The organism is Azospirillum sp. UENF 111221, assembly GCF_058780625.1.
The window spans coordinates 229,106-241,552 of sequence record NZ_JBSNCH010000004.1; the positions used below are offsets into that span (position 1 = coordinate 229,106).

The 12,447-nt window shown below is 68.1% G+C and carries 11 protein-coding genes; 8 read left to right on the top strand and 3 right to left on the bottom strand.

Annotation, left to right across the window (positions count from 1 at the left end):
* Positions 1-133 precede the first annotated feature (133 nt).
* From ACWPN3_RS13110 to ACWPN3_RS13120, 3 genes are all read left to right on the top strand, one after another.
* The gene (locus tag ACWPN3_RS13110) at positions 134-1,963 is read left to right on the top strand and encodes a sensor histidine kinase (RefSeq protein WP_109096246.1); all 1,830 of its coding nucleotides are present in this window, start codon (positions 134-136) and stop codon (positions 1,961-1,963) included.
* 79 nt (positions 1,964-2,042) lie between these two features.
* The gene (locus ACWPN3_RS13115) at positions 2,043-2,582 is read left to right on the top strand and encodes a TRAP transporter small permease (RefSeq protein WP_109096247.1); all 540 of its coding nucleotides are present in this window, start codon (positions 2,043-2,045) and stop codon (positions 2,580-2,582) included.
* The gene (locus ACWPN3_RS13120) at positions 2,579-3,862 is read left to right on the top strand and encodes a TRAP transporter large permease (RefSeq protein ID WP_109096248.1); all 1,284 of its coding nucleotides are present in this window, start codon (positions 2,579-2,581) and stop codon (positions 3,860-3,862) included. The genes ACWPN3_RS13115 and ACWPN3_RS13120 overlap by 4 nt, the downstream gene beginning before the upstream one ends.
* Here ACWPN3_RS13120 and ACWPN3_RS13125 read toward each other — a convergent pair.
* Both ACWPN3_RS13125 and norR read right to left on the bottom strand, forming a co-directional pair.
* Positions 3,859-4,110, bottom strand: a complete 252-nt coding sequence (locus ACWPN3_RS13125; protein WP_492261471.1) for a DUF1488 family protein — start codon at positions 4,108-4,110, stop codon at positions 3,859-3,861. The genes ACWPN3_RS13120 and ACWPN3_RS13125 overlap by 4 nt on opposite strands.
* An 11-nt stretch (positions 4,111-4,121) precedes the next feature.
* Positions 4,122-5,729 (bottom strand): nitric oxide reductase transcriptional regulator NorR, encoded by a 1,608-nt coding sequence (norR, locus tag ACWPN3_RS13130; RefSeq protein WP_492239621.1) that lies wholly within the window; start codon positions 5,727-5,729, stop codon positions 4,122-4,124.
* Between the two features lie 134 nt (positions 5,730-5,863).
* Between norR and hmpA the strand changes: the two genes are divergently transcribed.
* A complete protein-coding gene (gene hmpA, locus ACWPN3_RS13135; protein WP_492239620.1) occupies positions 5,864-7,039 on the top strand; it encodes an NO-inducible flavohemoprotein in 1,176 nt (391 codons plus the stop codon).
* Positions 7,040-7,543: 504 nt separating this feature from the next.
* Positions 7,544-9,721 carry a methyl-accepting chemotaxis protein gene (locus tag ACWPN3_RS13140; protein ID WP_492239619.1) on the top strand — a complete coding sequence of 726 codons (2,178 nt, stop codon included), beginning with the start codon at positions 7,544-7,546 and terminating at the stop codon, positions 9,719-9,721.
* 67 nt (positions 9,722-9,788) lie between these two features.
* On the opposite strand, the gene ACWPN3_RS13145 is transcribed toward ACWPN3_RS13140, so the two are convergent.
* Positions 9,789-10,631 carry a fumarylacetoacetate hydrolase family protein gene (locus ACWPN3_RS13145; protein ID WP_492239618.1) on the bottom strand — a complete coding sequence of 281 codons (843 nt, stop codon included), beginning with the start codon at positions 10,629-10,631 and terminating at the stop codon, positions 9,789-9,791.
* Positions 10,632-10,842: 211 nt separating this feature from the next.
* On the opposite strand from ACWPN3_RS13145, the gene ACWPN3_RS13150 reads away from it, so the two are divergent.
* From ACWPN3_RS13150 to ACWPN3_RS13160, 3 genes are read left to right on the top strand one after another with little or no spacing between them, the layout of a single operon-like run.
* Positions 10,843-11,160, top strand: coding sequence for a hypothetical protein (locus ACWPN3_RS13150; protein WP_492261472.1), 318 nt, complete (start codon positions 10,843-10,845; stop codon positions 11,158-11,160).
* Entirely contained in the window at positions 11,154-11,768 is a 615-nt protein-coding gene (locus ACWPN3_RS13155) for a MurR/RpiR family transcriptional regulator (protein WP_492261473.1), read from the top strand. Before ACWPN3_RS13150 ends, ACWPN3_RS13155 begins: the two co-directional genes overlap by 7 nt.
* Entirely contained in the window at positions 11,768-12,421 is a 654-nt protein-coding gene (locus ACWPN3_RS13160) for a bifunctional 4-hydroxy-2-oxoglutarate aldolase/2-dehydro-3-deoxy-phosphogluconate aldolase (RefSeq protein ID WP_377807455.1), read from the top strand. Before ACWPN3_RS13155 ends, ACWPN3_RS13160 begins: the two co-directional genes overlap by 1 nt.
* Positions 12,422-12,447 lie beyond the last annotated feature (26 nt).

Genomic DNA, 12,447 nt, shown 5'->3' on the forward strand with positions numbered 1-12,447 from the left:
AGCGCGCCGATTGCGGCGCGCTTTTCCTTTTTGGCGGAGAAGCTTGCGCAGCTTCGGCGGAAAGGTTCATTCTCTGCACTTCCCATCTGCCGCAACGACCACGGCCGAAGCCCCGACCCATGCACGCTCCGCGATGACCCTTCCGTCAGCCCTGCTTCTGGCCGCGGTCGTCGCCACATTGTGGATCGCAGCGCGCAGTTGGACCCTTCCCGCTTTCCCCGGCCGCACCGATTTCGTGCTGATGCAGTTGTCAGCCGCCTGGTGGTCGACGGCCGTCGCCGTCGAGAGCATGGTGCCGGCGCCAGCCGACAAGCTGTTGTGGGCGGAAATGGCGTGGTTGGGCATTGTCTGCACACCGAGCCTGTGGGCGTTCTTCCTCTGGTCCTACACCAGGGGGGAGCTGCCGGCACGCTGGCGGCTGGTGCTGGTGACGATCGGATTGGCGACCTGGGCGGTGGCCCTGACCAACGACGTCCACCACCTGTTCTACACCGCCATCCAGCCGATCAGCGCGGAGCCGGGCGCCGCCCTGGTCTACAGCCATGGGTTGCTTTTTTACGCCGTCACCATCTACATCTATGCCTTCATGGTGATGAGCATCGTCGTCACCGCCAGCGGCATCCACCGGGCGACGCCGGCCTACCGCACCCATTACCTGGGTTTCCTGGTGGTGATGGCCGTCCCGTGGGCCGCCAATGCCGGTTACGTCTTCGGCAACCTGACCCTGTTCGACCTGGACCCCACCGCCTTCAGCTTCCTGATGATGGACGGGATTTTCTATTGGTTGATCACCCGGCGTCGCCTTTTCGAGCTGTTGCCGGTGGCCCGCGATGCGCTGCTGGACGCGGTGCCGGATCCGGTGCTGGTGCTGGACGGCGACGGCACCGTGGTGGAAGCCAATCCGGCGGCACAGGCGCTTGCCGGCGATCATGCCGCCATCGGACGGCGGCTTGCCGACCTGCCCGGGCTGTCCGCCCTGTCCACCATGGTCGGCGCCATGCCGGCGACTGTACCGGGTCCGCTGACGCTGGACTGCGGCGGCTCTCCGCGCAGCTTCGAGGTGACCTGGGTGCCGCTGACGGCGGGCAGCGGCGGGCGCGAGGTCGGCTGCCTGCTGATGCTGCGCGACGTCACCCACCGCCGCCGGGCCGAGATGAGGCTGGAGGACACCGTGCGCCGCCTCGACCTCGCCCGGCTGGAGGCGGAAGAGCGGCTGATGGCGGAGCAGGAGGCGAAGCGGGCGCTGAACGGCTTCCTGTCGATGGCGGCGCACGAGTTCAAGACGCCGCTCGCCATCATCGATGGGGCGGCCCAGCTTCTGCTGATGGATGCGGAGGTGAAGGCCCCCGGCATGCTGCCGCGGCTTGAGAAGATCCGACGCGCCGTGCGCCGGCAGATCAACATCTTGGAAACCTGCCTTGCCGACGACCGGCTGAACGATCCCGCCTTTGCGTTGCGCCGGGACCGGCTGGCCTTGCCGGCCCTGCTGCGCGCCGCCGCCTCGGCCCAGGGCGACGCCGCACCCGGCCGACGCATCGAACTGGATCTGGACGGCTGCCCGCACTGGGTGGTGGGCGACGGTCCGATGCTGGAGTTGTGCGTCCACAACCTGCTGAACAACGCGCTGAAATACTCCCCCTCCGGCACGCCGGTCGGGCTGCGGGTCCGGGAAGAGGAAGAGGCGGATGGACCGTGGCTGGCGCTGTCCGTTGCCGACCAGGGCATCGGCATTCCGGACAGCGAGCGGAACCGGGTGTTCGACCGCTTCTTCCGCGCGTCCAACACCGGGACGGCGGCGGGGAGCGGTGTCGGGCTGAACATGGTCCGCCGCATCGCAGCACTGCATGGCGGAACCGTGACGGTGGACAGCCGGCTGGGCGAGGGCAGCGTCTTCACCCTGCGGATCCCGCTGTCAAAAGAGACGCTCTGCGAAGAGGGGATGGCCGGCATGCCGGCGGAGTAATCCGGGCGGGAGATCGTTTCTTGCATTGATTGCCCGGTGAAGGGAATAATCCCGCTCCCTTTATCTGGACCCTGGCAATATGAGCGATCACGACCCCACCGTCGTCCGGCCGGTGCCGAAACCCCGCGTCCCCCTGGGCATCGAAGAAGTGCTGGTCGCCATCACCATGGCGGCGGTGGCCCTGATCACCTTCGCCAACGTCGTGGTGCGCTACCTGACCGACGTTTCCTTCGCCTTCACCGAGGAGTATTCGATTGCGCTGATGGTCATCCTGACCTTTCTCGGCGCGTCGGCCGCGGTGGTCAAGGACCGGCATATCCGCATCACCTTCGTCACCGACAAGATGTCGCCCGTCAACCGCCGCCGGGCCGAGCAGTTCGCCATGGCCTGCGTCGCGCTGATGTACGGGCTGCTGACGGTTTACGGCGCCTGGGCCACCTGGGACGATTACCGGTTCGAGGTGACCTCGCCGGCGCTGGGTCTGCCGCAATGGATCTACACGATCTGCCTGCCGGTCCTGTCGTTCGTGGTGCTGGCCCGCACCGTCGGCCGCATGGTGCGCATCCACAAGGGCACGGAGCCGCTTGAGACCGGACATATCCCGGAGGGCGAGCCGTGATCACCACCCTGCTCTTCGGCTCTTTCCTGGTGATGATGGTGCTGGGCGTGCCGATCGCCGCCGCCCTCGGGCTGGCCGGCACCGCCGCCATCGCCTTCGCCCATCTCGGCGTCATCTCGGTGCCGACCAGCGTCTATACCGGCATCGCCAAATATCCGCTGCTGACCATCCCGATGTTCGTACTGGCCGGCACCATCTTCGACCGGTCGGGCGTGGCGCAGAAGCTGGTGCGCTTCGCCACCGCCATCGTCGGCCAGGGCAAGGGAGCGCTGGCGGTCATCGCCGTCGTGGTGGCGATGATGATGGGCGGCATTTCGGGGTCCGGTCCGGCCATCGCCGCGGCGGTCTGCGGCGTCATGGCCCCCAGCATGATCCGCGCCGGCTATCCCCGCCCCTACATCGCCAGCGTCATCGCCGCCGCGGCGGCCACCGACATCCTGATCCCGCCGTCGGTCGCGCTGATCATCTACAGCGTGCTGGTTCCGGCCGCCCCGACCACCTCGATGTTCGCTGCCGGCATCATCCCCGGCACGCTCGCCGGCCTTGCCCTGATCATTCCGGTCTTCTGGCTGGCACGGAAACACAATCTCGGTTCCAAGCTCTCGCACGAGCCGCGCCCGCCCTTCTGGCGCAGCCTGTGGGACGCGTCGTTGGGCCTGTTCGCCAAGGTCATCATCCTGGGCGGCCTGCGTCTCGGCATCTTCACCCCGACGGAAGCGGCGGTGATCGCCGTGGCCTACGGCCTTCTGCTGGGCATGGTGGTCTACCGCACCATCCGTTTCCGCGATCTCTATTCCATGCTGGTCGAGGCGGCGGAAATTTCCGCCATCATCCTGACGGTGATCGCGCTTGCAAGCGTGTTCGGCTGGGCATTGAGCACCCTGTCGGTGATCGACCCCATCGCCGATGCCATCATCCATTCCGGGCTGGGCGAATATGGGGTGATGGCCCTTCTGGTGGTGCTGCTGACCATCGTCGGCACCTTCCTGGACGGCATCTCGATCTTCATCATCCTGCTGCCGCTGCTGATCCCCATCGCCACCGCCTACAAGTGGGACCTGACCTGGTTCGGCGTCATCCTGACCCTGATGATCGCCGTCGGCCAGTTCACCCCGCCGATGGCCGTCAACCTGATGGTCGCCTGCCGGATGACCGGCTGCACGATGGAAAGCACCCTGCGCTGGGTGATGTGGCCGTTGGTCACCATGCTGCTGGTGGTCGTCGCGGTGATCGTCTGGCCGGATCTGGCGCTGTGGATGCCGCGGCAGATGGGGTTCTAGAGGAGGCGGGCGACATCGCGGCTGGTCAGATGCAGGCTGGCCGCGGCGCCGTAGCCGCGCCGGGCGATCTTGCCCGCGGCCGCAGCCTCGAACGAGGCGCGGTGGGCGGCAGCAAAGGCGAGACAGTCTTCCGGCGTCGGTTCCCGCCGGTCCAGCAAGGCACGGAAGGCCAACCGGTGAACGGCGCACCAGCCGCCGTGCCCGGCCGGCCGGAAGACCAGCGCATCGATGTCCGCGTGCCAGGACAACCCCTCCCTGCTCATTCCCGCAGCCCCAGCCGGCGGGCGAGGCGGAACAGGTTGCTGCGGTCGAGCCCAAGCGACCGTGCCGCCTGCGCCCAATTGCCGTCATGGCGGGCCAGATGCTCACGGATCATCCGGCGCTCCAGTTCCTCCACCGCATCGCGCAGCGGCAGTTGAGGCAGGTCCGGCAACGTCGGCTGCTCCGTCGGGCGAGCCTGCTGCACGGACATCGTCGCCATCACGGCGCTCCCCTCCTCTTCCAGCCCCAGATCGGCGGGGGTCAGGGTCAGCACCCCGCCGTCCGTCGGGCGGGCCACGCGGGCGCGGATGGCGCCGCGGCCGATGGCGTGTTCCAACTCACGCACATTGCCGGGCCAGGGATAGGCCAGCATGCGCTGCTCCGCCGCCACCGACAGGCGCAGGTTGCGCAGGCCCAGCCGCGCCCGGTTGCGCTCCAGGAACAGGCCGGCCAGCCGCAGGATGTCGGTGCCGCGGTCGCGCAGCGGCGGCACTCGCAGCGGATAGACGCTGAGCCGGTGATAGACGTCGGCGCGGAAGCGTCCCTCGCGTACCTCCGCCGCCAGATCGCGGTTGGTGGCGGCGATCACCCGCACATCGACGGTGATGTGACGGTCGGAGCCGACGCGCTGAATCTCGCCGTTCTGCAAGGCCCGCAGCATCTTCGCCTGCGCCGCCAGCGGCAACTCGCCGACCTCGTCCAGGAACAGGGTGCCGCCGTTGGCCAACTCGAACTTGCCGCGCCGGTCGGCCACCGCACCGGAAAAGGCGCCGCGCACATGGCCGAACAGTTCGCTTTCCACCAGCGCATCCGGCAGGGCGGCGCAGTTGACGTGGACCAGCGGCCCGGCGGCGCGAGGGGACCGGGTATGCAGCCGTCGCGCCACCAGTTCCTTGCCCACCCCGGTTTCGCCCAGCACCAGCACGACGAGGTCGCTGGCCGCCACGGTGTCGATCTCCGTCAGCAGGTTCGCCATCGCCGGGCTGACACCGATGGGATCGAAGTCGAGGCCCTGCGGCGGATCGTCGAGAATCCGCAGGGCGGTGCCGCCATCGCCAGCCAGGGCGGCACGCCGCTCCGTCGCCGCCGCAAGGTCGGCGGCGAGCCGGGCCCAGGCGGCAATCGCTCCCTCCCACCCTTCAAAACGCCCCTCGTTCAGCGCATCCAGGGTCAGCATCCCCCACGGCCGCCCATCGACGCCGAGCGGCGCACCGACGCAGTCATGGACATGCAGCCGCTGGCGCAGGTCGGGGATCAGCCCGTCATAGGGGTCGGGAAGCTCGCAGCCGGCGGGAAAGCGCAACAGCCCGCCGCCAGCCTCGGCAATCGCCTTCAGGCGGGGATGCTCCTCCAGCTCGAAGCGCCGCCCCAACGTGTCGGGACTGAGACCGCGGGTGGCGAGCGGCACCAGCAGCCCCTCCCCCGCCCGACCGGTTCCGCCGCGGTCGTCACGCCGCAGCAGCGCACAGGCATCGCAAGGCAGATGGCGCGCTATCAGGTCGAGCAGCAACGGCCACAGCCGTGCCGGATCGTCCAGCGCCTGCACCAGCGCTCCAGCCTCTTCCAGCGGGAGCGATAGTGTCGAAATGACCGCATCGTTGTCCATCCGACATCATACCGTGCGCAGTCACTTTGACAACGCAGCTTCCGTGCAGCGCGGATTTCCGCGCTGCGTCGCTTTGGCACAGGGCTTGCCATCTGATTGCGACATCGTGACGCGCAAAAGGATTGCCCCCTCCCATGCTGACGCCTGCCCAGATCGCCGTCATCAAGGCCACCGCTCCCGTCGTCGCCGCCAACGCCAACACGATCACCGGCACCTTCTATCCGCTGATGTTCGAGCGCTTCCCCGAAGTGCGCGCCGTCTTCAACCAGAGCCACCAGCGCAGCAGCGCCCAGCCGGAAGCGCTGGCCAACGCCATCATCGCCTATGCCTCCAACATCGACCGGCTTGAGGTGCTGGGTCCGGCGGTGGATGGGATCGTGCAGAAGCACGTCTCGCTGAACATCACCCCCGACCAGTACAAGATCGTCGGCACCTGCCTGATGGAAGCCATTGGCAAGGTTCTGGGCGATGCTGTGACCACCGAGGTCGCCGACGCCTGGGGTGCCGCCTATTGGCAGTTGGCGGAGCTGCTGATCGCCGCGGAAGAGAAGGAATATGCCCGCAAGGCGGCGTTGACCGGCGGCTGGCGCGGCGCCCGCCGCTTCCGCATCGCGGAGAAGACGCCGGAGAGTGCCGTCATCACCTCCTTCCGGCTGGCACCGGTCGATGGCGGGACGGTAATGGACTTCCACCCCGGCCAGTATCTCGGCCTGCGGCTGACCATCGACGGCGAGACCGTCCACCGCAACTACAGCCTGTCGGCTTCGCCGAACGGCAAGGACTACCGCATCTCGGTGAAGCGGGAACAGCAGGGGCTGGTTTCCGGCTTCCTCCATGACCGCGTGCAGGTCGGCGACGAGATCGACGTCTATCCGCCCGCCGGCGAGTTCGTGCTGCGCGAGGGCGCCGGTCCGCTGCTGCTGATCACCGGCGGCGTCGGTCAGACCCCCGCCCTGCCGCTGGCCGAACAGGCGCTGGCCGCCGGCCGCAAGGTCATCTACGTGCACGCGGCACTCAACGGCTCGGTCCATGCCTTCCGCCGGCAGGTCGACCAGCTGGCCGCCCTGCACGATGCGCTGAAGCCGGTCTACTGCTATGCCGACCCGCAGCCGGGCGACACGCCGCACATGGTCGGCCTGCTGGACGAGGAGCGGCTGGGCAAGCTGCTGCCGCAGGAGCCGGGGGTCGCCGCCTATGTCGTGGGTCCGAAGCCGTTCATGGCTGCGGTGGTCAAGGCGCTGACCGCGCTCGGCCTGCCGGAGTCGGCCATCGTGCATGAGTTCTTCGGCCCGCGCGAGGCGCTCGCCTGACGCACCGCCGACACCGCCTTGCCTCCGACTGGATGGGCCGGCCTTTCCGAAGGCCGGCCTTCTTTCTGCCGGTCCGGCGGACCGCAAGGTCCATGGGGGCCGCATGCGCCCGCCGGTTGTGAGTAAATCTGTTATATCACTAGTTTTATATATGCCGACGACCGGCCTAGATCATCATTCCGGCTTGCGACGGCCAGGCAATGCGCGCTTTTAGTGAAATCCAAACGGGGCCCGACTGGCCGATCATTGCGCTGCGGCATGTTTCGCAGGCCATCACGGAAGAATCGTGGATTTTCCTTATTTCTTTCTTAAGCGGTTTGGCGCTTTCCTAGTCACGGAACGGTCAAATTATTTGCAATTGTTCCTTTTCTGCGACATCGCCCGCCAACCGCCCGCGACCGTCGCAGGCAGGTTCGGTGGAATGAAGGTGCGGCGAGAGCCGGAACGGCCAGCCGCAATGATTTATGGAGCGTCGGTGTCCGAGCACCGAAGGGGGAGGATGGGATGTCGAAGGGTAGCCAGAGCATGACGCGCCACGGCGCACCCGCCAAGGGCGGTGCATGGTATTCCGGACTGCGCGCCAAGCTGATGATCGCCATCGGCGTGGTGCTGTCCGGCACGCTGGTCGCCGCCGCGGTGGCGCTGATCGGCTATGCGAACGTGCGCACCACCATCGACGCCATCGTCGGCGAAGCGGTGCCGGCGATGACCGAGGGCATGGCGGTGGCGCAGCAGGCCGAACGGCTGGTGGCGCTGGCCCCGGCCCTGACCTCCGCCGACACCGCCGCCGCGCGCGAGGCGGTCTCCGCCCGCATCGCCGCCGCGAAGGATGAGTTCAACGTACGCCTGTCCCGGCTGCGGGCCACCGGTTCCGCCGGTGCTCAGCTTGCCGCAATCGAGGAGGCATCGCAGGGGCTGCTCGGCAATCTGGCGCAACTCGACCAGGCGGCTGCCGAACGGGTGGCGCTCGGCGCCGAACGCATGGCGATGATGCCGAAGGTGATGGCGGCCGAAGCGGAAATCCAGAAATTCGCCGCCCCCTGGACCTCCGTCCTCAACAATGACGAGGAGCAGGCCCGCTCCACCCTGGCGGAGCCGGATGCCGCCCCTGCGGCGATGCGCGAGGCGGCGGACACCCTGAACAAGGTGATGGCGCAGAAGAAGCCGCTGGCCATCGTCACGGCGGAAGCCGCCAACATCCGCAACATGCTGATGGAGGCGTCGACCACCAGGGACGACCAGCGGCTGGCGATCATCGAAACGCGGGTGGGCGTGTCGCTCGCCGGGCTTTCCAACAACGCGGAGACACTGCCGGAACGGCTGGCCGCCGTGGCCACCAAGCAGGCGGAACTGCTGAACGGCTTTTCCATCGGCGAAAACTCCATGGTCACCCTGCGCCAAAAGGAACTGACCATCGAGGGCTATTTCACCCAGCTGCTGGAGAGCAACCACGCCCTGACCACCACCCTTGCCAAGGGCATTTCCACCTTGGTGGAGGGCCAGAAGAGCAGCATTGCGGAGGCCAGTACCGCCACCACCCGCATGCTGGACAACAGCCGCCTGACCCAGCTCGCCGTCGCGGTGGCGAGCATCCTGGTGTCGATCCTGGTGGTCTGGCTCTATATCGGCCGGATCGTCATCCGCCGCATGATGGATCTGAAGACCGGCATGGACCGCATCGCCGCTGGCGATTTGGATGCCGAGATCGCGCTGACCGGCAAGGACGAGATCGCGGAGATGGGCACGGCGCTGCTGGTCTTCCGCGACACCGCGCGCGAGGTGGAGACCGCCCGCACCGCCGCCGAGGCCGAACGCCAGCGGGCTGCGGGCGAACGCCGCCAGACCATGCTGTCGCTGGCCGACCAGTTCGAAAACGGCGTCAAGACGGTGGTGGAGACGGTGTCCGCCGCCGCCACCCAGATGCACCAGACCGCCGCCGGCATGGTGGCGACCGCCGACGACACCTCGCGCCGGGCCGGCAATGCCGCCGAAGCGGCGGAGACCGCGTCGGTCAACGTGGATGGCGCCGCTTCGGCCGCGCATGAGCTGTCGCAGTCGATCAGCGAGATCGCCCGACAGGTGACCGAATCGGCGACCATCGCCGCCAAGGCCGCCAATGAGGCCGAGCGTACCGACAGCACCATGCGTGAACTGAACGACGCGGCCAGCCGCATCGGCGCCGTGCTGGACCTGATCTCCGACATCGCCGGCCAGACCAACCTGCTGGCGCTCAACGCCACCATCGAAGCGGCGCGTGCCGGAGAAGCCGGCAAGGGCTTTGCCGTGGTGGCGAGCGAGGTGAAGCAGCTGGCCAGCCAGACGGCGAAGGCCACCGAGCAGATCGCCGGCCAGATCGGCGCCATGCAGCAGGCGACCGGCGAGGCGGTGGGCGCCATCCGCAGCATTGGCCAAACCATCGGCCGCCTGAACGACATCGCCGCCAGCATCGCCGCGGCGGTGGAGGAGCAGGGTGCCGCCACCTCGGAGATCGCCCGCAACGTCCAGCAGGCGGCGGGCGGCACCGCTCAGGCTTCCCATAACATCGGTCAGGTGCGGACCGCCGCCGGCCAGACCGGCCAGTCGGCCCAGGAAGTCCTGTCGGTCGCCCAGGAGGTGTCGAGCCAGACCGGCCGCCTCCAGCAGCAGATCGACCGCTTCCTCAGTCAGGTGAGGTCGGCATGATGCCAGCGAAAGGCCCCTCTTCCCCGCGGGGAAGAGGGGCCTTTCGTTTCTCAGCCCCGAAGTGGCGTCAGCCCTGGACCACCGTCTGGCGCTGGGTGCCCAACCCTTCGACGCCCAGTTCCACCACGTCGCCGGCCTTCAGGAAGACCTGCGGCTTCTGGCCCATGCCGACGCCGGGCGGAGTCCCGGTGGAGACGATGTCGCCCGGCTGAAGGCTCATGAAGCGCGACAGGTAGGACACCAGATAGCGCACGCCATAGACCATGGTGGCGCTGGTGCCGTCCTGATAGCGGTGGCCGTTGACCTCCAGCCACATCTTCAGCGCCTGCGGATCCTCGATCTCGTCACAGGTCACCAGCCAGGGGCCGGTCGGGCCGAAGCTGTCGCAGCTCTTGCCCTTGGTCCACTGGCCCTGCCGTTCGATCTGGAAGGCGCGCTCGGACACGTCGTTGACGATGCAATAGCCGGCGACATGGTCCATCGCCTCGTCTTCCGAGACGTATTTGGCCGTCTTGCCGATGACGAAGGCCAGTTCGACCTCCCAGTCGGTCTTTTCCGAGCCGCGCGGCAGTTCGATGGGGTCGTTCGGGCCGACGATGGCGCTGGTCGCCTTCATGAAAATGATCGGCTCCGGCGGCACCGCCATGCCCGTTTCCGCCGCATGGTCGGAGAAGTTCAGGCCGATGCAGACCATCTTGCCCACCTGCCCGACGCAGGGGCCGAGGCGCGGGTTGCCCTCCACCAGCGGCAGCGAGGCCGGGTCGATGGCCCGCAGCCGGTCGAGCGCGTCCGGCAGCAGAGTGGCGCCGGCGATGTCGTCGACATGGGCGGACAGATCGCGGATGCGGCCGTCGGCATCCAGCAGGCCCGGCTTTTCCTGGCCCGGCGGGCCGTAGCGCAGCAGTTTCATGAAAAACCTTTCCAGATAAGGAGGTTGTCTCCGACAGGACGGCGGTGTTGGCCGATCCTGCCCGGACGGCGTGGAAAGTAAAGGGGGGAGCGAACGAATTGTAGCATTGCTTCACAGATGGGTCGACAAAGCGGCCTGACTGTAGTAAAACTACATTCGGTTCCGATACGCCTCACTTCGCTGCCCCTTCGGCAGCCACTCCGGTCCTCCCATGCTGGACAGCATCGCTTCCTCCCTCGACAGCCTGCGCCGCGCGGAAGCCGCGGTGGCGCGCAGCGTTCTGGCCGATCCCGGTGCGGCGGTGCGCGACAGCCTGGCCCAGCTTGCCGGCAAGGCCGGGGTCAGCGAACCGTCGGTCCTGCGCTTCTGCCGCTCCGCCGGTTTCGGCGGTTTCCAGGAATTCAAGATCGCGCTGGCCCAGCATCTCGCCGCCTCGGCGGCGCGGGAGGAGGCCGGCGACCGCCCGACACCGCTGGTGCGCGATCTTTCCCCGGCGACAGCGTCGCCAGTGCGGCTGAGAAGGTGCTGAACCGCTCCATCGACGCGCTGGTCCGCCTGCGGGGCCGGCTCGACGCCCTGGCGTTGGAAAAGGCGGCCGGGGTGCTGGCACGGGCGCGGCGGGTGCAGATCGTCGGCGTCGGCGCGTCCGGTGCGGTGGCGCTGGACGCCCATCACAAGCTGTTCCGGCTGCTGCCGCAGGTCACCGCCAGCACCGATGCCCATCTCCAGGCGATGGCCGCCGCGACGCTCGGCCCCGGCGACGCGCTGCTGGCGATCTCCAAGACCGGAACCAGCGACGAGATCTTCGACGTCGCCGCCATCGCCCGCGACGGCGGAGCGACGGTGATCGCCATCACCGCATCGGCGACACCGCTGGCCGAACGCGCCGACATCCGCCTGACCGTCGATGTGGACGAGGACACCGCGGTCCATACCCCGATGGCCTCCCGTCTGGCACAGCTGGCGCTGATCGACGTGCTGACCGTCGCCGTCGGCCTGCAGGCTCCGCCCGGCCTCGACCGCCGCTTGGCCCGCATCAAGGCAGTCCTGGCCGGGCATCACCGCGCGCCGGAGCGGCCGGCTTCCGTTTCAAACTCCGCGTCTTCCGCCACCCGAAGAAAAACCGAGGAATCCTGATGTCCACCACGCAGACCCCGAATGAAATCCTGGACCAGCTCGTCGCTTACGGCGTCGTTCCGGTCATCCGCAACAGCTCCGCCGATCTGGCGCGCACCGCCGTGACTTGGCTGCGCGAGGCCGGTTACGGCACCTTCGAGATCACCATGACGACCCCCGGCGCCGTCGGCCTGATCGAGGAGCTGTCGGCGGAAGGCGGCGCCCTGATCGGCGCCGGCACCGTCCTGACCCCGGCCGCCGTCGCCGACGTGGTGAAGGCCGGCGCCAAGTATGTGGTGTCGCCCTGCGTCGTGCCGAAGGTGGCCGCCGCCTGCCGCGACCATGGCGTCGCCTGCCTGATGGGCGCCCTGACCCCGACCGAGGTGCATGCCGCCATCTCCGCCGGTGCCGACGCCATCAAGATCTTCCCGGCCTCCACCGTCGGTCCGGCGCACATCAAGGCGCTGAAGTCGGTCTTCCCCGGTGTCCGCTTCGTCCCCACCGGCGGCATCGACGCCACCACCGTGGCCTCCTATGTCGCGGCCGGTGTCGCCTGCGTCGGCGCCGGCGGCAAGCTGGTCGATGAAACGCTGGTCAAGAAGGGCGACCGCGAGGGCATCCTCGCCGCCGGCCGCCAGCTGATGGACGCCTATCGCGCCGCCAAGGGCGCGTGAGCGAACCGGCATGAGGCGGGGAGCGA